The 21952-nt window shown below is 71.3% G+C and carries 15 protein-coding genes and 2 pseudogenes; 9 read left to right on the top strand and 8 right to left on the bottom strand.

The features are described 5' to 3' along the window. Positions 1-63: 63 nt before the first annotated feature. Positions 64-468, bottom strand: a complete 405-nt coding sequence (locus tag WMF42_RS41035; protein ID WP_437688504.1) for a RidA family protein — start codon at positions 466-468, stop codon at positions 64-66. Positions 469-734: 266 nt separating this feature from the next. On the opposite strand from WMF42_RS41035, the gene WMF42_RS41040 reads away from it, so the two are divergent. The 3 genes and pseudogenes from WMF42_RS41040 to WMF42_RS41050 form a co-directional block, all read left to right on the top strand. Next, the gene (locus WMF42_RS41040) at positions 735-950 is read left to right on the top strand and encodes a hypothetical protein (protein WP_437688506.1); all 216 of its coding nucleotides are present in this window, start codon (positions 735-737) and stop codon (positions 948-950) included. A 93-nt stretch (positions 951-1043) separates the two neighbouring features. After that, positions 1044-2306, top strand: coding sequence for a cytochrome P450 (locus WMF42_RS41045; RefSeq protein ID WP_437688508.1), 1263 nt, complete (start codon positions 1044-1046; stop codon positions 2304-2306). A 173-nt stretch (positions 2307-2479) separates the two neighbouring features. Further along, positions 2480-3028, top strand: a pseudogene (locus tag WMF42_RS41050) (DUF3160 domain-containing protein); the annotation flags it as partial. A gap of 191 nt (positions 3029-3219) precedes the next feature. Here the strand turns inward: WMF42_RS41050 and WMF42_RS41055 are convergent. From WMF42_RS41055 to WMF42_RS41070, 4 genes are read right to left on the bottom strand one after another with little or no spacing between them, the layout of a single operon-like run. Next, a complete protein-coding gene (locus tag WMF42_RS41055) occupies positions 3220-4380 on the bottom strand; it encodes an XdhC family protein (RefSeq protein WP_437688509.1) in 1161 nt (386 codons plus the stop codon). Positions 4381-4396: 16 nt separating this feature from the next. Then, positions 4397-6589: a xanthine dehydrogenase family protein molybdopterin-binding subunit gene (locus WMF42_RS41060; protein WP_437688511.1), complete on the bottom strand. Its 2193-nt coding sequence runs from the start codon at positions 6587-6589 to the stop codon at positions 4397-4399. Further along, positions 6586-7590, bottom strand: coding sequence for an FAD binding domain-containing protein (locus tag WMF42_RS41065; protein ID WP_437688512.1), 1005 nt, complete (start codon positions 7588-7590; stop codon positions 6586-6588). Before WMF42_RS41065 ends, WMF42_RS41060 begins: the two co-directional genes overlap by 4 nt. 3 nt (positions 7591-7593) lie before the next feature. After that, positions 7594-8283, bottom strand: coding sequence for a (2Fe-2S)-binding protein (locus WMF42_RS41070; RefSeq protein ID WP_437688514.1), 690 nt, complete (start codon positions 8281-8283; stop codon positions 7594-7596). Between the two features lie 70 nt (positions 8284-8353). On the opposite strand from WMF42_RS41070, the gene WMF42_RS41075 reads away from it, so the two are divergent. After that, complete coding sequence (locus WMF42_RS41075) at positions 8354-9271, top strand: LysR family transcriptional regulator (RefSeq protein ID WP_061608051.1); 918 nt, start codon at positions 8354-8356, stop codon at positions 9269-9271. A 4-nt stretch (positions 9272-9275) separates the two neighbouring features. On the opposite strand, the gene WMF42_RS41080 is transcribed toward WMF42_RS41075, so the two are convergent. Next, positions 9276-10112 (bottom strand): helix-turn-helix transcriptional regulator, encoded by an 837-nt coding sequence (locus WMF42_RS41080; RefSeq protein ID WP_437688516.1) that lies wholly within the window; start codon positions 10110-10112, stop codon positions 9276-9278. Between the two features lie 135 nt (positions 10113-10247). Between WMF42_RS41080 and WMF42_RS41085 the strand changes: the two genes are divergently transcribed. The 4 genes and pseudogenes from WMF42_RS41085 to WMF42_RS41100 form a co-directional block, all read left to right on the top strand. Then, on the top strand, positions 10248-10961 hold the full coding sequence (locus WMF42_RS41085) for an MBL fold metallo-hydrolase (RefSeq protein ID WP_199693659.1): 714 nt from the start codon (positions 10248-10250) through the stop codon (positions 10959-10961). Between the two features lie 714 nt (positions 10962-11675). Next, positions 11676-12185, top strand: a complete 510-nt coding sequence (locus WMF42_RS41090; RefSeq protein WP_437688518.1) for a sigma-70 family RNA polymerase sigma factor — start codon at positions 11676-11678, stop codon at positions 12183-12185. 245 nt (positions 12186-12430) lie between these two features. Further along, complete coding sequence (locus tag WMF42_RS41095) at positions 12431-13930, top strand: ATP-binding protein (RefSeq protein WP_437688520.1); 1500 nt, start codon at positions 12431-12433, stop codon at positions 13928-13930. Between the two features lie 458 nt (positions 13931-14388). Next, positions 14389-14496, top strand: a pseudogene (locus tag WMF42_RS41100) (transposase); the annotation flags it as partial. A 90-nt stretch (positions 14497-14586) separates the two neighbouring features. On the opposite strand, the gene WMF42_RS41105 reads toward WMF42_RS41100, so the two are convergent. Further along, positions 14587-14922 (bottom strand): cupin domain-containing protein, encoded by a 336-nt coding sequence (locus WMF42_RS41105; protein WP_437688522.1) that lies wholly within the window; start codon positions 14920-14922, stop codon positions 14587-14589. Between the two features lie 69 nt (positions 14923-14991). Here WMF42_RS41105 and WMF42_RS41110 point away from each other — a divergent pair, with 69 nt between their 5' ends. After that, complete coding sequence (locus tag WMF42_RS41110) at positions 14992-15927, top strand: LysR family transcriptional regulator (RefSeq protein WP_437688524.1); 936 nt, start codon at positions 14992-14994, stop codon at positions 15925-15927. Here WMF42_RS41110 and WMF42_RS41115 read toward each other — a convergent pair. Next, a complete protein-coding gene (locus tag WMF42_RS41115) occupies positions 15887-21910 on the bottom strand; it encodes an AAA family ATPase (protein ID WP_437688526.1) in 6024 nt (2007 codons plus the stop codon). The two genes, WMF42_RS41110 and WMF42_RS41115, sit on opposite strands and share 41 nt — an antisense overlap. Positions 21911-21952 lie beyond the last annotated feature (42 nt).

Below are 21952 nucleotides of genomic sequence, written 5' to 3' on the forward strand. Positions count from 1 at the left end.
GTCTCGCCTCGGCACCTGCACGACGTCGACGCCCGGCAGCCGGCCGGTCCGGGCGCCGCTGGATCAACCGGGGAGGGCGGCGGTCAGGTCCAGCTCGACGAGCTGGCCGGTGAAGCCGAGCGAGGCGACCCCGAGCAGGGTGCTGGCCGTGCTGAAGGCCGGGCCGAGCGCCGAGTCGTTCAGCCGCCGCCACACAGCGCCCAGCACCTCGTTGTCATCGCTGACCACGTAGATCACCGAGCGCACCACGTCGGCGGGCTGCGCCCCGACCGCCGCCAGGACGGTCACGGCGTTCGCCGCCACCTGGTCGGCCTGCGCGAGGTGGTCGCCCACGCCGACCAGGTTGCCCTCGAGGTCGAGCGGGCACTGGCCGGCGAGGAAGGCCAGTCGGCCCGCCTCGACGATCGTGACGTGGTGATAGCCGGGAGTCTGATGGACGCCGGATGGATTGATCTTATCAACGCGCATTGAAATTCCGCCCTCCACAGTCCTTGGCTCGAGTGTAGCCAGGAACCTACCCCGGTAGCGAGACCTCTGTCTCCGGGCCCCATCGCTTCCTCGGCTCCCGCACTCTCCTACCACCGTCCCTCCACGGTAGCTCCTCCCGCTGCTGGAATCGCCCCGCGCCGCCTCCCGTTATTCTGAGCGCGCCTCATCGGACCTCCGCCGCCCGCGGAGCCACGTCGTCATCGCGGGTCCGGTCCGATGAGGCGCATGCTCCCGAGGAGGCGCCCATGAAGGTGAGGATCATCGTGAGTTACGTCCCCCGCTACCGCAGGGGGCACCGCTTCCACTTCGTCCCGCCGGTCACCGGGATCCACCTCGCGGCGATCACCCCGCCGGAGCACGAGGTCGAGCTCTTCCACGAGCAGGTGCGCCCCGTCCCCGTCGACGCCGCGCCGGACAACGGTGGCCATTGCTTCCACGCCGGCGCCGGCGCCAACTCCTGAGCCTGGTTGACCACGTGGTGAGGTGATTCCGCGGGGCTGTCGGCGCCCGCAGCGGAGCGACAGCGGGGCGTGGCGTGATACCATGGCCCTCCCATGAGCACCAATCCTGAAGGGGCGCGCGTCGGCGACTCCTACAACCCGTTCGTCTCGCCCCACAAGGACGACCCCTATCCCTTCTATGCCCGGGCTCGCCGGAGCGAGCCGGTCTTCTACAGCCCGGTCCTCGATCTCTGGGTGGTCACCCGCTTCGAAGACGTGCAGCGCATCGCGCGGAACACGGCCGACTTCTCGTCACACGGCGCGCTCCGCGGCCTCGAGCTCTGTCCCGCGGCCGCGCTCGTCGCCGCCGAGGGGTATCCGATCGAAGGCCGGATCATCAATGACGACCCGCCGGTGCACACCCGCCTGCGCGCCTTCGTGAACCAGGTCCTCGATCTGCGGCGCACAGCGGCCCACGAGCCGCGCATCCGCGCGATTGCGGGCGAGCTCGTGGACGGCTTCGCCGGCGATGGGAGCGCGGATCTCGTGAGCCGGTTCGCCAAGCCGATGCCGCTCCTGGTCCTCTCTCCCATCCTCGGCCTGCCTCTCGACGATCTGCCGCAGATCCGGCGCTGGATCGACGACGCTGTCGCGCTCGTCACCCGGCCCATGCCCGAGGAGGAGCAGGTCGCCTGCGCGCGGTCCCGCGCCGCGTATCAGCATCACATCATCGAACTCGTGCGGGCGCGGCGGCGTGAGCGCCGCAACGACCTGGTGAGCGCGCTGATCGACGTGCAGATCCAGGGCGAGCCGCCGCTCAGCGACGTCGAGATCATGAACCTCGTGATCAGCCTCATCGACGCGGCCGGCGAGACGACGGCCCACCTCCTCGGCACGGCGGTATGGCTCCTGCTCCGCGACGGCGAGGCGTGGCGCTCGATCCTGCGCGATCCTGCCGGCATCCCGGCCGCCGTCGAGGAGGCCCTGCGGGTGGAGCCCCCGGTGAACGGCTTGCCGCGGGTCTGCAAGCGCGACGTCGAGGTAGGGGGCGTGCGGATCCCGGCGGGGGCGCGGGTATACCTGGTCTATGCGTCGGCGAACCACGACGAGGAGCGCTTCGAAGCGCCGGAGCAGTTCTGTCTGGCGCGCAAGGCGGGCGAGCGACACATGAGCTTCGGGTCGGGTATCCACCATTGCCCGGGGGCCGCGCTGGCGCGAGCGCAGGCGCGGATCGCCATCGAGGTGCTGCGCGAGCGCCTCCCCGACATGCGCCTCGCGGGCGAGGGGCCGCCGAGCTTCTTGCCGGCGTTCCTCGTGCGCGGGCTCACCCGGCTCGACGTCGCCTGGGGTCCGCCCCCGCGCCGCCCCGACGCCTGATCCCCCGGCTCGGCCCGCGCGCCGCGGCGCAAGAGCCGCCTTGCCTCGAGCGGGCGTCAGGAGAGGAAACCCGGCAGGGGTCCGCATCTCGGCTCGATGCCGATCCCTGTCGCGGCGCGTGTTCTCGAACGTTGTTTACGAACCGGGTGAAGGGCGGCGCGGTCAACCGCATGATGCCGAGCCCGCTCGACGTGGGCTTCGCCGCGCTCGGCAACGAGCAGGCGGGCCAGATGCTCGCGCCGGAGCTCGGGCAGTTCGACTACGCGTCCGATCTCCACATGATGCGCGTGCTCGTCGACGCGCACCCCGAGGACTTCTGGGGAAAGAACCTCTATAGCCGCTGGCTCGGCGCGCTGCGGGAGCTCTCACCGGCGCGGGCGCTCGGCGACGGAGGGGAGCTGCCCGGCGTGACGAAGACCGAGGCGTGGGGCCGGCGCCTGCTGAATACCCAGCTCGGCTCCTGGGCCGAGCTCCGCCACGGCACCCTGCTGTACGCCAAGCAGTCGTACACGCGCGGGGCCACGTGCGAGTTCCCGGACGCGTACGTCGACCCGTACCCGGCGTTCTTCGCGCGCATCGCCGAGCTGGCCGAGCACGGCGGCAAGATCGTCAGCACGCTCGATCTGTTGAACGAGGTGCCGCTCGAGCCGCTGCTCGAGCAGCGGCTGCCGGCGTACTTCTCGCAGCTCCGCGATGTAGCGCGGACGCTCGGCGAGATGGCCGCGAACCAGCGCGCTGGCCTGCCCCTCACGCCGGAACACCTCGATTTCATCAACCAGGCCGTCAAGGTCCAGCGGGGTTGCGGCGCTCCCGTACCAGCACAACGGCATCGCGCCCGACGGGTGGGTTCAGCGGGCCGATGGCCGCGCAGGTCGTCGTGCGCTGCGCGGCCCCTCTGCCCGCCGGCCCGGTGTCATCGGCCGGCCCCCGCCGCCAGCAGCTCGCCGGCGCGCTCGGAGGGCTGGTGGATCGATGCGCCGGGACGGTCACGCAGGCTGCGGCCCTCGCGGCGACACAGGCACGCTTGCGCCTCCGCCAGGATGGCGAGCGCGATCTCCTCCGGCGTGTCGCCCCCGAGGTCGAGGCCGATGGGGCTGTGCAGGCCGCCTGCGCACGCGAACGTTGGATTGCCGCTCTCGGCCAGCAGGCGTTGCGTGCGGCGGCGCGGCCCCAGCACGCCGAGGTAGGCGACAGGCACCGTGGAGAGCGCCCGCAGGATCGCCCGGTCCTGCTCCACGCTGTGGGTCATGACGACGCAGGCCGCTCCGGGCGGGATGGCGAGGCTGGCGAGCGGGGACGCGCGGTCCGTCACCACGACCTCGTCGGCGGTGGGGAAGCGGTCCCGGCGGGCGCGGTCGGCCCGAGCGTCCGCCACGGTCACGTGCCACCCGAGCTCCCCGGCGAGCCGCACGAGCGGGACCGCATCGTGGCCGCCGCCGAACACGACGAGCGAGCGCGGCGGGCGTATCACCTCGAGGAACACGTCGACCCGCGCGTGGGCGCCCCCGAACGCCACCTGCTCGGAGGCGCCGCGCTGCAGGGTGCTCGCGGCGCGCGCGGCGATGCTCCGCGCCAGCGCGGCGTCCGGCAGCCGGCCGCCGGTGAGGCCGTCCGCGTCGAGGGTCACGCGGTCCCCGACGCGGGCCCGGGAGGGATCGACCGAGCCGATCACTGTCGCGAGCACGCCCGCGCGCCGCTGCGTCACGCACGACGCCAGGAAGCGGATCGGCTCGGCCGGCTCCTCCTCGTGGCGCAATCGCTCGAGCAGCACGTGAACGACCCCCTCGCAGCCCAGGTCATACGGGCGCTCGCCGTCGTCCTCCTCGCGCGTGCTGTACCGGACGAGGGCGGGGCTCCCGGTGCGGGTCAACCACCACGCCTTGCGCGCCACCTCGCCTTCCAGGCAGCCGCCGCTCACCGAGCCCACGCGGCGCCCGTCCTCGACGAGCAGCATGCGCGCGCCGGGGCGCCGGTACGCCGAGCCCTCCACGCTCACCACCGTCGCCAGCACCGCCTCCTTGCTGTCGCGGGCGGCCTCGGACCACAGCGAGATCACCGCTCGTGCTTCGTTCACGGGTTCCCTCCGCGCGTCACAGCACGTCCTCGATGCGGACGGGCAAATGGCGGATGCGGCGCCCTGTCGCGTGATGGATGGCATTCACGATCGCGGGCGCCACGCCGACCATCACCACCTCGCCGAGACCCTTGACGCCCAGGCTGTTGATGACCGGATCCGGCTCGTCGATGAGCTCCGCCTCGATCGACCCGATGTCCGCGTTGACAGGTATCACGTACTCCGCGAGATCGGCGTTCAGGAACCCGCCGTACCGGGGATCGACCTCGCTCACCTCGCGCAGCGCCGCGCCGATCCCCCAGACAACGCCGCCGAGGACCTGGCTGCGCGCCGTGCGGGGGCTGATGACCCGGCCGCAGTCCACCACGCTCACCACGCGCGGCACGCGGATCCGCCGGGTGCGCGGCTCGATATGCACCTCGACGAACTGGGCGCAGTAGCTCAGCGAGACGAACTCGGGGTAGGCCGGGCCGACGGCCGAGACGTGCCCCAGGGCGACACGGTCGAAGATCGCCTCGGGCTGGCCGGGCGCGCGGTGACGCGCCTCGACGTCGACGTGCGGTTTGCCGGCGTCACGCAGGATCTGCTGGAACGTGCGGTCGGCCGGCCCGCTCCCCGCGAGCCGCCGGAGCTCCTCCAGCAGGTTCAAGGCCGCCTGGCGCACAGCGGGCAGGGTCGTGGCGGCGCCCCAGGAGCCCGCGGTGAGGTGCTGGGGCACGACACCCGTGTTCCCGACAAGCACGTTGACCGCCTCGGCCGGGACGCCGAGCTCCATCGCCACCGTGGCCGCGATGGCCGTGCGGATGCCCTGGCCCATCTCGTGTCCGCCGACGCTCACGAAGATCTCGCCCGCGTCGGTCAGGCGCAGCATCGCGACGGCGGGCGCTGTCGCCGCCTTGTACGCTCCGATCGCGACGCCCCACCCGACGAGCGTGCCGTCGTCCAGGCGCATCGAGCCCGGCTCCGGCGTTCGCCGCTCCCAGCCGAACCTCTCGGCGCCCCGCTCCAGGCACGCCACGACGTGCCGGGACGAGAAGGGCCGCCCTGTCAGCGGGTCCGCCGAAGCATCGTTGGCGACGCGGAGCGCGACAGGGTCGCGCCCGAGCGCATACGCCAGCTCGTCGACAGCGGTCTCGAAGGCGCACGCGGCGATGTGCTCGAAGGGGGCGCGCGCGAAGCCCGGCGTCTGGATGTCGTTGCGGACGAGGCGCTCGCGGCCGCGGAAGTTCGGGATGCCGTACAGGCGCGCGGTCAGATCCGCGTAGATCGCCGGGAAGAGGTCGTGGCGCGAGGTCTGGTGATCGACCTCGTGCACGGCGGCCACCATGAGCCCCGAGGCGTCGGCCCCCAGCCGCACCGTATGGCGGCTGGCAGGGCGGAAGCTGGCGCCATTGAAGACCTGCGCCCTGGGCACGACCAGCTTGACCGGGCGCCCGAGCTCGCGCGCGGCCAGCGCGACGAGCGCTGTATGTACCTGCAACGAGTTCTTCTGACCGAAGCCCCCGCCCGCCGTGGGGGAGAGCACCCTGACCCTGGCCGGCGACAGACCGAACACCTGGGCCAATCCGTGCCTGACCGCCTCGGCGTTCTGCGTCGATTCGCGGACAGTGAGCGTCCCCCCGGACCACTCCGCCACGGTGGCCAGGAGCTCCATCGGGTTCTGGTGCTGGGGAGGGCCGTCGAACGTCGTGTCCACGCGCACAGCGGCCGCCGACAGCGCCCCTTCCGCGTCGCCGGCGACCCGATCGGCGAAGGCCGGCTTCGGCAGCGGGGAGTCCTCTTGCGCGACGATCTCCGCGCCTTCCGCGTCGAGCCGCACGCTGGGGGCCTCCTGCTCGTACGTGGCGCGGACGAGCGCCGCGCCCTCCCTGGCCGCTTCGAGCGAGTCGGCCACCACGATCGCGATCGGCTGGCCGCGGTAGGCGATCGCGGACTCGAGCATCGGCAGCAGGCTCTGGACGCCGTAGCCGCCGCCGAGCACGTACCCGGGCGACTTCATGCCTGCCGTGTCGGCGTGGGTCAGGATCAGCCGGACGCCGGAGACGGCGCGGGCCGCGTGCACATCGATGCTCACGAGGCGACCGCGGCCGATCGTCGCCACCGCGAGCGTCGCGTGGGCGAGCCCGGGGAGGACATGGTCGGCGGCATACTGGGTCGCGCCGCGGACCTTCTCGCGCGCGTCGACCCTGGGGATATCCGGGTTGCTCATGGCTCTCCTGCCCTCTCTCGTGCGATCATCAGGGCGTCCGTGACAGTCCGCGCCCCCAGCTCGACCTTGAACGCGTTGTGGGTGCCTGGCCTCGCGGCTGCGAACGCCGCCTGGCCAGCGCGCGCTGCGACCTCCTCGGTGAGGGGCTGGCCGAGCAACGCGCCCTCGGCCTCCGGCGACCGCCAGGGCCGGGTCGCGACGCCGCCGAGGGCGACCCGCGCTTCCGCGATGACGCCGCCGCTGAGCCGGACGGCGACGGCCGCCGACGCGAGCGCGAACGCGTAGGACTCGCGGTCGCGTATCTTGTGGTACGTCGACGCCCGGCCCGCCTGGGACCTCGGGACGCGGATGCGGACGATCAGCTCGTCAGCGGCCAGGTTCGTCTCGACGTCCGGCGTCGGCCCCGGCTCCCGGTGCAGATCCAGGAGGGGAATCGAGCGCTCGCCCCGCGGGCTCAGCGTGTCCACCACCGCGTCGAACGCCGCCAGGGCCACGCCCCAGTCCCCCGGATACACAGCGGCGCACGCGTCGCTCGCGCCGAGGAGCGCGTTGCCGCGATCCACGCCGTCCCGCGCCGCGCATCCGCTGCCGGGCGCCCGCTTGTTGCAGGGGAACGCCTCGCCGCCGCGGAAATAGGCGCAGCGGGTGCGCTGCAACAGGTTGGCGCCCAGCCGCGCCATGTTGCGGAGCTGCTGCGAGGCGGCCTTCCACAGCGCCTCCGACAGCGCGGGGTAGTCCTCCCGCAGCCGGCGGTCTGCGGCGACATCGCTCATCCGCGCCATCGCCCCGAAGACAAGCTCGTCCGGACCGGAGGTGTCGAATTGCGCGAGCGCGTCGAGGTGGGTGACGTCGATGATCCGGAGGGGGGCCTCCACGCCGAGCTTCATGAGATCGTAGAGCGTGGTCCCTCCCGCCAGGAACCGGGCTCCGGGGCCGAAGTCGGCCATGGCCTCGACGGCCTCGGCCGGCGTCGCAGGGCGCGTGTACGTGAAGCTTCGCATGGCTCAGGTCCCCTCGATCTCGGGCGCCGCCTGCTGGATCGCGGCGACGATGGCCGTGTAGGCGCCGCACCGGCACAGGTTGCCGCTCATGTACTCGCGTATCTGCTCCGCGGACCCGGCGTTGCCCTCGCGGACGCAGGCCACCGCCGCCATGATCTGGCCGGGCGTGCAATACCCGCACTGCAATGCATCGTGATCGATGAAGGCCTGCTGCATGGGGTGCAGCCGCCCGTCGCTCGCCGACAGCCCCTCGATGGTCGTTATTTCCCGGCCGTCGGCCTGCACGGCGGCGGTGAGGCAGGACGCGACGCGACGGCCGTCGAGGTGCACGGTGCACGCGCCGCACTGGCCGTGGTCGCAGCCCTTCTTGGCGCCGGTCAACTGGAGCTGCTCGCGGAGCACATCCAGGAGAGACGATCGCAGGTCGATGCCGAGCTCGACCCGCGCGCCGTTGACGATGAACCCCAGGGTCGCGTCCGCGTTCGTCACCGGGCTGTCGGCGGGGCCGCAGCCGATCCCGGGCAGCGACAGCCCGCTGGCCGCGGCCGTCGTCGCCGCGATCGAGCCCGCGGTGAACTGACGTCGCGTGAGGAGGGCGGCCGCCAGCAGCCTCGCGCCGGTGCTCGGCGCATCGGCTGTCTCCTTGGCGCGCGCCGCGGGATCAGGCACGGAGGGAGTTGTCTTTTCGCGCATGGTGATCTCCTCGCGAGCCACCATGTCCCGGTGCGCCCCACCCCACCAAGGAATAGGGTACATACGTCACATGAACGCCGGTTATGGGAGAGACCTCGACCTCAACCTGCTGCGCGTGTTCGTGGTGGTCGCCGACACGGGCAGCGTCACCGCGGCGGCCAGCCGGCTGTACCTGACCCAGCCGGCGGTCAGCGCGGCGCTGCGCCGGCTGACGACCACCCTCGGCGCTCCGCTGTTCGTGCGGCGGGGGCGCGGCCTCACGCTCACCGGGCGGGGCGCGCGGCTGCACGCGGCGCTCTTGCCCCACCTCCAGGCGATCGTCGACGCCGCGCTCAGCGAGCCGCACTGGAGCCCGGCGACCAGCGAGCGCACGCTGCGCCTCGGCCTGTCCGACACCTGCGAGCTCTGGCTCCTGCCCGCGCTGCTCCGCGTCCTCGCGCGCGAGGCGCCGCGGATGCGGGTGATCGCCGCGCCTGTGCAGTTCCGCACGGTCGCGGCGGCGCTCGCGGGCGGCCTCGACGCCGCCGTCACCGTCGCCGATGAGCTCCCCGCGACGGTGCGCCGACAGCCGCTGTTCTGTAGTGGCTTCGTGTGCCTTTTCGATCCGCGCCACGCGCGCCTCCGGCGCAAGCTGACAGCGGACGACTACTTCGCGCTCGAACACGTGATCGTCAGTTACAACGGCGACCTGCGCGGCATCGTCGAGGACGTGGTGCAGCGCCCGCGCAACGTCCGCTGCTCTGTCTCGTCGTTCGCGATGCTCGGCGCGCTGCTCGACGGCAGCGCCCTTGTCGCCACCGTCCCCGCCATCGTCGCGGCGAACATCCGCGAGACCCGGAGCCACCTCGCCACGCGCCCGCTGCCGTTCGAGATCGAGGGCACGCCGACAGAGCTCCTGTGGCCGTCGGGCACCGACGACGACGAGGCGTGCCGGTTCGTGCGCGGCAAGATCCTCGAGCTCGCGCGGTCCGCCGTGCCGAAGCTCTAGAGGATCAATCGATAGATGGACCGTCGAGCGCGGCGCGCCTGTAGGCCGCGGGCGTCGTGGCGAAGTGGCTCCGGAACAGGCGCGTGAAGTGGCTCGTGTCGCGGAAACCCCAGCGCGCGGCGATCTCGAACACAGCGTCGTCCGGGCGGGTCGAGAGCTCGCTCGCCGCCCGCTCGAGGCGACGTCGCCGGATGTGCGCGGCCAGCGAGCTGCCGAGCTGCTCTGCCATCACGCCGTCGAGGTAGCGGCGGCTCACGCCTTGCGCCCGCGCGATGTCCGCCGGCTGGAGCGCCGGGTCGCCGAGGCGCAGCTCGATGTCGGCCAGGGCCCGCTCGACCCGGGCCTGCGGAAGCTCGGGCGCGCGGCCGCACATTCCGATCGCCTCGAGCACCACGCCGACGGCTGCCACGCAGTCTCGCTCCGACAGCGACGAGCTCTCGCGCAGGATCTGGCGCAAGAGCCCGGCCACGACCCGCTCGCCAGCGTGCTCTTCGCCGCGCCCGACGGCCGTCCGGAGGTCGACCCCCGGGTGCCGCTGCTGCACCACCGAGAGCGGCAGCCGCAGCAGCAGCCGCCGCCCCCGGCTCATCGAGAGCTCGAAGGGGGCGTCCGACTGGACCCAGGCGAACGTCCCTTCGCGCAGGATGGCCCGGCGGCCCCCTTGCGCGATGACCCCCTCGCCCTCGGCCACGGCGACGATCTTGAGCAGCCCCGTGGCCTGCAGGGGCTCGCAGCGGACCTCGAACGGCGCGGCGCCGAGCCAGAGCAGCTCGCCCGGGCCGGCCCGCACCGCGCGCTCGAGCATCGAGTCCGGAGGCGCCGCCACGCGGGTCAGTTCCATCGTGGACCATCCGCCGCGTCGAAACGGGCCAGGCGCTGCCCGCCGCGGCGCCCCACGCTGGGGCCAGGCGTTCGGCCCCGGAGGAACATGATGTCTGCCGTCCAGATCATTCGCGTGCCCATTTTACCCTTTCGCATGCTCAATGCCCACCTGCTCGTCGGCGCCGCGGGGTGCGTGCTGATCGACGCCGGCGTCCCGGGCGTGGCGCCCAGGGTGGGTGAGGCGCTGACCCGCGCGGGTCGCGGCTGGTCCGACCTGAAGTTGATCGTTGTCACTCACGCCCACGTCGACCACGCCGGGGGCGCCGCCGAGCTGCGCGAGCGGTCCGGAGCGCTCGTCGTCGCGCACGAGGCCGAGGTCGAGCACCTCAACGGGCGTGCCCCGATGACCTTCTGCCCGACCGGGTGGTTCGGCCGCGTGTTCGTCCGGGCCCCTCTCGTGCACGAGCGCTACCCCTCCGTCGCGCCCGACCTCGTGCTGTCCGGCAACGAGACGCTCGACCTGGCGCCCTACGGGGTCGCGGGTCGCGTGCGCCACACGCCGGGGCACACCCGGGGGTCGCTCTCGGTCGTCCTCGAGTCGCGCGAGGCGCTGGTCGGCGATCTGGTCGCCTCGGGGCTGATGCTGGGCGGGCTGGCGCGCTTGGGCCACGCGATCCGGCCCCCCTTCGAGCTGGACCCGCGCGCCGTCGGCGTCGCGCTGGAGCGGCTTGTCGACGAGGGGGTGCAGACCTTCTACCTGGGCCACGGAGGGCCGCTCGGCGCCGACGAGGTGCGGCGGCACGCCCGCGTGCTGGCCGGCTCCGTCGCCGGCGTGCCCCACCTGCAGCGGGTACCACGGCCGCGGTGAGCGCGGCCCCGCGGCGCGGGGCAGGGGGCAGGGCAGGAAACGCAGAACGATGCGAGGAGCTCGAGGGCGAATCGCCGCGCTCACCTCAGGTGATAGAAGGTCGTTTGCGCGATCGAGCGGCTGCAGGCGTTCACGGCCATCGACATCGTGGCCAGACTTCTGGCTGTCCGTGGCCAGACGTCTGGTGGTGGCTGGTTTTGACTGAGAGTGGCCGGATTCGGCCAGACTGACGATCTCGTGCGCTAGTTTCGGCACAAGCAAGTGCCGCCCGCGGTGTTGGTAGCACCCAGGCGGCGTGGCCGAACCCCGCGTCAACGAGGTCCGACATGTCCGTCGTACACTTACGCCCGAATCCGGGCAAAGGGAGCGGCGCGCCCAGAGGGCGGCACGGCTCTGTGTGCCTCACCCAAGAGGAGAGCGCCGCCCAGCGCGCGGTGCTCCAGAACCTGAACCGCACGCGCACGTGGGCGGAGATCGCCCGCGAGATCGGCGTCTGCACCAACACCGTCCGGCACGCCGGAACGGACCGGTCGCCTGGGTCTGCCGGGCTGGCCCTGCGCGTCGCGCGGCTCGCAGGACTCGGCCTTGACCGTATCCTGAGCCCGGGACCCGTCAGCTCGACCGCGTGCCCGGCCTGCGGGAGAACCGGGTGAAGCCGCGGCGGAAGGGGGCCGGACGCCCGCCTGCCGCACGACACCCCAGGAGCGCCCGACGATGGATGCGATCCTTGCCGAGCGCGGCATCGTCCTGGCGATGCTTGCCGGCATCCCCAAGCGCGACCGCCGCGACGTGGAGGCCGAGGTGTTGCTCAACGCCTGGAACGCCATCCGCCGTGGGATGTACCGCCCGGACCCTCGGGACAAGCCCCGCGACGCGCTCCGGAAGTGGCTCCACGGCATCGCCTGGCGCCTCGCCTCGCACTTCGTCCACAGCGCGTACGTGCGCCACGTCGTCCCCCATCCGAGCCCGCTCGGGCTGCTCCGTGAGCCCGTTGGCGTCGATCTCCACGCCCAGATCGAGGCGCGTGAGGTGCTCGACGCCATGGCCAGCCTGCCGCCCTGGCAGGTCGACGCGCTCCTCTCCGTAGGACGACCCCGAGAGCGTCTCGGCCTACGCGCGACGGCACCGGATGAGCCCGCACACGGCGCTCAGCCGGCTCCGCATCGCTCGGGAGGCGCTGGCGCTGAAGCTGCGACGGTGGCGACGCTGAAGCCGGCGTTTTGAACAGTGACGCTGTAAATTCAGTGCAGTTAGGCCGGCCCTGTGGAGCGGAACGCGGACGCGTACGCGCAGAAAACTAAAGGATTTCCACGATTCCTGATACTGTACATCTGTGCCAGCACCACAGTGATGCCATCCAACCAAGAGCTCGCTCGCCAGGTTGACGTTACTGCCTCCGGTGGGGACACTGCGGCCGAGTGCAGGCCAGACCCCCTCCGAACGCCCACTACCAAGCCAAAGTCTGACTAGTGACTACATCTCGCGCGCCAGATTACTTCGCCGGCCTTGTTCGCGAGCTCTGCAAGCTCCCCAATGAGACCGAGTGGGTTGAGTTCAAGGCGAATAACGCGAACCCAATAGAGATAGGCGAATACATCTCCGCGCTATCCAACACTGCGGCGTTGGTTGGAAAGGTCAATGCCTATATCGTCTGGGGCGTTGACGATCGCAGCCATGACATTATCGGCACGACGTTCACGCCCAAACGCGAGAAGCGGGGCAATGAGGAACTCGAGAGCTGGCTGCTTCATGGGCTCACGCCGAAGATCAACTTCCGCTTCATTGATGTTTTGCTCGATGGCAAGCGTGTCGTCCTGCTAGAGATCGCGCGCGCCTTCCGGCATCCAGTGAAGTTTCAGAACGAGTGCTATGTCCGCGTCGGATCCTACAAGAAGAAACTTAGGGACTTCCCGGAAAAGGAACGCGAGCTCTGGCGCATACTCGACCAAACGCCATTTGAGAGAGGCGTCGCCGCAGAGCGCTTGTCCGCCGATGAGGCTCTGCGCTTGCTCGACTACGCTGCATACTTCGACCTACTTGAGCGGCCTCTGCCTGACAATAAGAATGGAGTGCTCGCCGCCCTCGAACAAGACGACCTGCTCCAGCGCTCCGATGCCGGCGGATGGAATGTCACGAACTTAGGCGCAATATTGTTCGCGAAGAAACTAGATGAATTTCACGGAATCCGACGGAAGGCGATGCGCGTCATCGTCTACAAGGGCAAAAGTCGCATCGAGACGGTTAAAGAGCAGATTGGTACCAAGGGATACGCTAGCGGCTTTGAAGGGCTAATCGGCTTCGTCAATGGCCTTGTTCCTGCAAACGAGGTCATTGGGAAGGCGCTGCGGAAGACCGTTCCGATGTACCCAGAGCTCGCCGTCCGCGAATTGGTCGCGAACGCCCTCATCCATCAGGACCTCTTCATTGCCGGCGCCGGACCAATGGTAGAGATCTTTGAGGATCGCTTGGAGATCTCGAACCCGGGGGAGCCTCTCATTGACACGGCGCGCTTCCTCGACACGCCGCCGAAGTCCAGGAACGAGGCGCTCGCCTCCCTGATGCGTAGATTCCGCATCTGCGAGGAGCGTGGAAGCGGTGTAGATAAGGTCGTGTTTCAGACGGAACTGTATCAACTTCCTGCCCCGTTGTTCGAGGCGCCAGAAGACTTCACTCGGGCCGTGCTCTTCGCATCCCGCCCCTTGGCCGAGATGGATAAGGTTGACAAGGTACGAGCGTGCTACCTGCACGCGTGCCTGAAATACGTAAACCGGGATTATCTGACAAATTCTTCGCTCCGCGAGCGCTTTGGCATTGACGAGAAGAACCGCGCGATCGCGTCGCGCTTAATTCGTGATGCTGTTGCCGAGCGCGCTATCGTGCCACACGACCATGACGCCGCCCCGAAGCACATGAAGTATGTGCCATGGTGGGCCTCCACGTTCAGCGGTGCGGATGCGGCGCTTCCGTGATGGCTGATCGTTTACAGTTCTATTGTCTGGGCATATTCACCCCTCGCCTCAACCGGAGCCGCGAGCGCCCGCCCGCCGTACTTGACGGGTACTTGACGGGTACTTGATCGAAGCGGGGCGACCGGGCTCGTGCGAGCGCTTAAGTGATTGATTTTGTTGGACAAATTTAGCCGGGCGCAGTTGACGGTCACTTGATCGGACCGCACGGGGCCGCCGTGGTCAGACCACGACGAGTTGGGCCGGTCATAGCTATGACATTCCCCGTCCTTCGGCCCCTGTTTCGTGGGGTTTTTTGCGGTTTTCGCCGGAAAAATCGTTACAATCGGAGGATCTCAGAGGAAAACGCCCTGCGCCCGGCTGGTCCCCGGAGACAGGGCTGCGAAACGCCAGGCAGTGTCCTACCTCGCGCCCATCGCATCGCGAAAAGTACGGCCGTGCCTGGGGGAGGCAAGGGTCCCGTGGCGAACGTGCTCCCCGCGGAGAAGCGCCTGCGTGTGCTCGCGGCTCTCCTGTACGGCAACAGCGGGCGCGCGGTCGAGCGCATGACCGAGGTCAACAGGGAGACCTGGCCAGACGTCTGGCTGTCCGTGGCCAGACGTCTGGCTGTCCGTGGCCAGACGTCTGGCTGTGCGTGGCCAGGCACCCGGCTCTCTCTCTCAGCGCGCGTCGGTGACGTCGAGGCCGCCCGGGAGGACGACGAAGAACACGCTCTCCTCCTCGGCGTACCCGTCGTGGCCCTCGCCCGGCGCGGTCCAGAGGTAGTCGCCCGGCGAGAGCACGCGCTCGCCGACCCGGAGCTTCCCCGAAACGAGGTACGTCTCTTCTCCGCCAGGGTGGTTGTGGCGCCGCGCGCGGGCGCCCTTCTCCATACGAACGAGCACCGTCATCCCGCCGCCGCCGCCGCCGTGGCGGCGCAGGAAGCTGAACTGGACGCCGGGCGCGACGGTCTCGAACGGCTGATCTTGCAGGGGGCGAAAGGTCGTCGTGTTCATGAAGCCACTATGAACGTCGTCTCCGCATGTGAGAAACTCATGTTGCACATGACTTCATGAGGCCAGCTCATGTCCCAGATGCTCGAGATCCGCCACCTCCGCCTCGTCCGCGCGATCGCCGAAGAGGGCGGCCCCACGCGCGCCGCGGCGCGCCTTCACCTCACGCAGTCGGCCGTGAGCCATCAGCTCGCCGAGCTCGAAGGCCGCCTCGGCGTCGTCCTCTTCACGCGCGTCCGGCGCCAGCTCAAGCTCACCCCGGCCGGCGCGCGGCTGCTCGACGCCGCGCGCGCGATGCTCGCCGACCTGGCGCGTATCGAGCGGGACCTGCAGCACGCCGGGTCACGCAGGCGCGAGACCTTCCGCATCGCCGTCGAGTGCTTCACCACCTACCACTGGCTCCCGCCGGTGCTCTCGGCGCTCGCGAAGGACCACCCCGACGTCGACGTCCGCATCGCGCTCGAGGCGCGGCGCGAGCCGGTCGCCGCGCTCCTCCGCGGCGAGATCGAGCTCGCCGTCGTGAGCTCGCCGGTGCGCGATCGCGCGCTCGTCGTCGAGCCGCTCTTCGACGACGAGTGGACGGTCATCGTCCCGCCGTCGCACCCGCTCGCCGCGCGCCCGTACGTCACCGTGGTCGAGCTCGGCCGCGAGAAGCTCCTCGCCCACGACGCCCCGCGGAGCGACGTCGAGCGCCTCCGCGAGCTCATCGCCAGCGAGCGCGCGCCGATGCCGCTCGCCGCGACCGTGCCGCTCACCGACGCGCTCGTGGAGCTGGTCAAGGCCGGCCTCGGCGTCGGGCTCGTCTCCCGCTGGGCCGTCGCGCCGAGCGTCGCGCGCGGCGAGGTCGTCGCGCGCCGCTTCACCCGCGACGGCCTCCCCGAGCGGTGGACGGCCGCCTACCGGGCCGACGCGGCCGCGCGCTTTCCGCTCGCGCGCTTCGCCGAGCTCCTTCGCGCGCCGTCGTCCCTCATGGCCCCTCCACGCGCTCGCCAGCGACGGCCCCGCTGACGACGAGCGGCCGGACGAACTCCCGCAGCTTCCGCGTCTGGTAGCCGCGCGCGAGCGTCACGAGCTGGTCGACCCAGGGGCCGAGCCGCGGGTCGAGCTGCCGTATCCGCTCCGCCTCCTCCAGGACCTTGCGGATAAGCCCCCTGTCCGCGAGCTCCGACAGGACGGCCAGCTCCTCGGCCGGAGGCCGCACGAGCTGCCCGGCGTCCGCGGGCCCCTCCGCCGGCGCGCCCCGATCGGGCGCCTCCTCGCGGCGGAGCCACTCGACGCCGAGCAGGCGCGCTATCCTGTCCAGGAGCGCGCCCGCCTTGATGGGCTTGGGCAGGAAGTCATCGCAGCCGGAAAGGGCGCTCTCCCGCTGATCGGCCTCGGAGGCGCTCGCCGACGAGGCCAGGATGACGACCCGCCCGAGCTCGGGCATCTGCCGGAGACGGCGCGTCGCCTCGTGGCCATCCATGCCCGGCATGGCCAGGTCCATCAGGATGAGCGCCGGCGCCTGCTGGGCGGCCATGCGCAGCGCCGCCTCACCGCCGTCCGCCTCGCAGACATCGAAGCCGAGGGGGACCAGCAGCTCGCGCACAACGGCGCGGTTGTCGGCGTTGTCGTCCACGACGAGGATCGCGCGGCGCTCGCCTCGATAGCCGACGATCGCCTCCCACCCCTCGCCGTCGATCGGGCGCGCCGACGATCGCGCCTCGGCGAGCGGGAGCGTCACGGTGAAGACGCTGCCCACGCCGATCTGGCTCTGCACCTCGATCGCTCCGCCCATCTGCTCCACGAGCTTCCTCGTGATGGCGAGCCCGAGCCCCGTGCCCTCGGCCTTCGCGCTGTGGTCTCCCACCTGCTCGAACGGCTCGAAGATCCGCGACAGGTGCTCCGGCGCGATCCCGGGCCCGGTGTCCTCGACGCGGAAGCGCACCATCCGGCCCGCAGGGACGCGCGCCTCCAGCGCCTCGACGCTGAGGGAGACGCCGCCCCGGTCGGTGAACTTGATGGCGTTGCCGAGGAGGTTCAAGAGCACCTGCGTCAGCCGCTTCTCGTCGGCGCGGACGGCCTGGAGCGCGGGGCCGCACAGCGCGTGGGTGAGCGCGATCCCCTTCTCCTGGGCGCGCACCCGGCACAGGTCGACAACCGTCTTCACGAAGGGAAAGAGCTGGAAGTCCCTCAGGACCGCGTCGATCTTGCCCGCCTCGATCTTGGCCAGGTCGAGCACGTCATTGATGAGCGAGAGCAGGTGATCGCTCGATTTCTGGATGAGGTGCAGCACTTCCCGCCCCCGCGGCGGGATCTCGGGCGATCGCACGAGGATCTGCGAATACCCCATGATCCCGTTGAGCGGCGTCCGCAGCTCGTGGCTCATGCTGGAGAGGAACTCGCTCTTGGCCTGGTTGGCGCGCTCGGCCGCCTCCTTGGCGATGTGGAGCTCGGCGGTGCGCTCCTTGATCTTGGCCTCCAGATCTCGGTACAGGAGGGCGTTCTCCACGGCGATCGCGGCCTGCGAGGCGAGCACCGACAGGAGCTCCACCCGCTTCTCGTGGAACGCGCCGGGCGCCTCGCGGTGCTCGAGGTAGAGCACGCCGAGCACGCGCCCTCGGTGCGAGAGGGGGATCGCCAGGGCCGAGAGGACGCCGTGCGAGACAAGGTACGGATCGGCCGCGAAGCGCGCGTCGGCCCTCGCGTCGGCCACCACGACAGGCTCGCCCGTGCGCTCCACGTAGTGCGCGACCGTCCTCGCCACCTCGCCGCTCTGCGACAGCGGCTCGGACAGGCCTGTCTCGATCCGGCCTCCCTCGACCGAGAGCCGCGCCACGACAGAGAGCTCTTCTCCCTCGACCAGCAGCAGGACGCCGCGCTGCGCCCCCGCGCTCTCCAGCACGAGCTCCATCAGCCGGCCGACGACCCGCTCCGGGTCGAGCTCGCTCGACAGCGCCCGCGCCGCGCGCACAGCGGTGTCCACGTCGAGCTGCGCGCTGCCGGTCGTGTTCGTGGTGGTGAGCGTCGTGACGCTCGTCGCGGAACGGCGCTCCGCCGCCGCGGGCGCCGCGGGCTGGGCAGGCGCGCCGAGCAGGGCGGGCCACCGCGCCTCCAGGTGGGCCACGACGGCGTGCGCGTCCCAGCGGGCATAGGCGTCCCTGGCGTCGCGCAGGTACAGCGCCGCGATGCGGCTCCTGCCCGCCTCGAGGTGGAACTCGGCGCAGAGCTGCGCCGCGAGGGCCTCGATGTGCAGGAAGCGCTGCCCGCGCGCCAGCGAGATGGCCTCATCGTACCTGGCCATCGCCTCGTCGGTCTTGCCCTGCACGCGGGCGACCTCGGCCTCGAGGAGGCGCAGCTTGTGCAGGAAGTTCTCCGGGCACCCGTCGGCGAAGTACGCGAGGCGCGCGAGGCCGTGCTCCATGTGCTCGCGCAGCCTGGCCTGCTCCTCCGCGTCCGCGGCCTGTCGCCAGCACCTCGCCGCCGCGAGCGCGAGCCAGAGCGGCACGTCGGTCACCGGGGGAAAGCCGAAGATCGAGACGCGGAACTGCTCGGCCTCCCGGGCCCGCGAGAGCGCCATCGGGTACGCGCCGGCGACGAGGAACAGGTGCGCTTCCAGGATGCGCGCCAGCTCGGCCGCCATCTCGTCTCCGTCGGCCAAGAGCGAGCGCGACCCGCGCGCGAACGGCTCGTCGGGCAGGACCATCTCCGCTTCGCCCGTCGCCATCAGGCGGCCGCACCACGAGGCGATCGCCTCGAAGAAGTGGTGTCCGAGGGCGGTCCCCGCGCGCTGCATCAGCCCCCAGCGGGCCGCCCGGTGCGCCTCGAGCTGCCCGAGCGGCTGGCCGCGCCACACCCGGTGATAGAACAGGTCGCCCTCCAGCCCCCAGCTCGTCCCCTGGAACGAGCCGATCTTCAGGCCGGTCGCGCAGGTCCGCTCGAAGATGGGCCCCATCTCGTCCGCGGGGCGGGAATAGACGGTGTACTGCCCCAGGAAGGACAGGCACTCTGCCAGGAACGGTGACGCCACGCGCTCGGCCGCGCGCACGCCGGGGCCGACCCAGCCCGCCGACCGGCGGTACATCCCCGTCGTCAACGACCACACGTTGGCGAAGCAGGCGATGACGAAGGGGGAAACGGGCGTGATCACGCCGTGTCGCCGCACCCGCTGGACGGCGCGGGTGATCACGAGCGTGCACAGCAGCGGCTGGCCGCCGATCGCCGCGCACACCATCAGGTGCATCATCAGCGCGTCGACGAGCACGTGCTCCACGGAGGGATCGGGGGGCATCCGGTCGAACGCGCCCGGGTCGTCCTCGAACCATCGATCCAGCGCGGCGGACTCCTCGAGGAGCGCGGCGCTGCGCGCCTCGTCCGCGGCCGGAAACACGATGTCGTGCTCCGCGAGCACAGCGAGCCCGAGCTCCACCCCGCGCGCGAACTGGCCCGCTGCCTGGCAGCTCCGGACGCGGATCTCCTGCGCCGAGAGCCGGGCGAGCGCCGGCAGGGGCGTCGCGAGCAGCCGCGCCGACAGCGCCTCGACGTCGTCGAACTCGCGCAGCAGGAAGGCCGCCTCGAGCCGCTCCAGCGCGAGCTGCGCGGCCAGCTCCGGGTCCCCGCGCCGCGCGCCGTCGCCCGCGCCCGCATGCTGGTCCAGCAGCGCCTGCGCCGTCTCCGCGAGGCTCGCCATGAGCCGGTGGGAGCTCGCCGCCTTCGCGGCGCGCGCTGCCTCGAGGTTCAGCCGCGCCAGCGCCTCCCGCTCCTCCGCGGCGTCGATCCGCGCCGAGCCCAGGTTCAGGTGCCGCACGAGCTCCAGGAGCTGCTGCGGTGTGCCGCCCTGGGTCCGGCGCTGGGCCCAGAGGCGCCGGCCGATCTCCAGGTGCGCGAGGGCGCGCTGCTCCGGCGCGATCCGCTCGTAGCTCGCCTGCTGCACGCGGTCGTGCAAGAAGCGGTATTCCGCGTCCAGCGCGCCTTCCACGGTCCCGCCGCCGGCCTGCCCCAGCGCCTGCGCCGACCGGTAGGCTCCGTCGGTCGGCACCACCAGCTCTTCCTGCATGGCGGGCCACAGCGCCCCGGTCACCCGGGCGCGATCCCATCCGCTGAGCCGCTCCAGGTCGTGGAGGTGGAACGTGTGCCCCGCGCACGCGGCGAGCCCCAGGAGCTGCTGGGTCGCCTCGGGCATCTCGAGCACCTTGTCCGTCAGGAGGGCAACGACGTTGTCGGTGACCTGCGCCTGCTCCAGCTCCTTCTGGTCCCAGCGCCACGCGCCGCTGTCCGGGTCCCTGACCACCTTGCCCTGCCGGTGCCAGGAGAGCAGGAGCTGCTCCAGGAAGAACGGGTTTCCACGCGTCTTCTGCCACAGCGCCCGCGACAGCGGCTCCGCCCGCGCCGCCTCGCTGCTCAGCGCGCGCCCGACCCACGCTTGCACGTGCTCTTCCGACAAGGGCCCCACCGACATCCTCGTCACCTTCGCCCCGCTCTCGCCCACCGACGCCACGAGCTTCCACAGCGGGTGCTCGGGGGGCGCCTCGTTGTCGCGGTACGCCGCGATCAGCAGGAGATCTCTCCGCTCCGCGTCCGTGAGCAGCGTCCTCAGGATCTCCAGCGTGGCGCTGTCCGCCCACTGCATGTCGTCGAGGAACATCACGAGCGGCGCGTTCGGCGTCGTGACCGCCCGCGCGAAGTTCAGCCAGGTGAGGCGCTGGCGGGCGAGCACCTGATCGCCCTGCACCGGCGGCACCGGCGCGAGCTTGCCCATGACCCGATCGAGCTCCGGCACAACGTCGGCGATGAGCCGCGCGTTGTCCCCGACCTCGGTCCTGATCCGCTCCTGCCACGCCCGGAGCACCGGCTTCGGGCTGGCCAGCCACTGCTGCATGAGCGCCCCGAACGCCTGCGCCATGGCCGCGTAGGGCGTCGACCGCGCGAGCTGGTCGTGCTTGCCCGAGATCAGGAGCCCGCGCCCGGCCTGCGCGATGTCGCCGTAGACGGTGCGCACGAGCGCCGTCTTGCCGATGCCGGACGGGCCGCCGATCAGCACGAGCTCCACCGCGCCCTGGGCGGCGCGGGCGAAGGCGGCGCCCAGCTGCTCGCGCTCGTGCTCTCGCCCGACGAGGACGTCCGGCAGCCGGAGCCTGCGCGAGAAATCCTTGTTCCCGAGCGGGAAGCGCTCGACCGTGCCGCGCTCGCGCCACGCGCGGAGCGCTCGCTCCAGGTCCTCCGCCGTCCCGCGGGCCGTCTGGTAGCGCCGGTCGACGTTCTTCGCCAGGAGCCGGGCGGTGATCGCCGAGACGCCAGGGGGCACGTCCGGTGCGACCTCGTCGAGGGCAGGCGGCTCCTTGGCCAGGTGCGCGTGCACAAGGGCGAGCGGGTCGCGCTCGGTGAACGGCAGCCGCCCGGACAGCGCCTCGAAGAGCGTCACGCCGAGCGAGTACAGGTCGGTGCGCGCGTCGATCGCGCGCGCGGTGCGGCCCGTCTGCTCCGGCGACACGTACGCCAGCGTCCCCTCGATGCCCTCGGGAACGCTCGCCGCCGTCGCCTCCAGCGGCAGCGACGAGGCGATGCCGAAGTCGAGCAGCTTGACCTGCGTGTACGCCGCGTCCACGAGCACATTTTGCGGCTTGATGTCCTTGTGCGTGACGCCCGCCGCGTGCACCGCCTCGAGCGCCCGCGCGAGGAGCGCCCCCACCCTCAGCCCCGCCTCGATCGGCAGGCGCCCCCGCTCGGCCAGCACGCGATCCAGCGACTGGAGCCCCGGGTCCTCGAGGACCAGCCCGACGGTGCCGCCCTGCTGCAGGAGCTCCCGCGCGCGCGCGATCCCCGACACCGCCCCGAGCTGCGTCAGGATGCGGTGCTCGTGGATCATGCGCCCCGCCACGCGGGAGCTCGGCGCGGCCGCCGCCGGGAGCTTGAGCACCACCCTGTCGCCCGAGGGGCGATGCACAGCGCGGCACACCCGGGTCTCGCTCCCTTCGTGCATCACCTCCCCCACCGCGTAGTCTCTCAGCTCCATCCTGCGTCGTCCCCCTCTCTCGGTCCCTGCGGAGATGGCGGG

This window comes from Sorangium sp. So ce176 (genome assembly GCF_051519835.1).
In the GTDB taxonomy this organism is placed as follows: Bacteria; Myxococcota_A; Polyangia; order Polyangiales; family Polyangiaceae; genus Sorangium; species Sorangium cellulosum_G.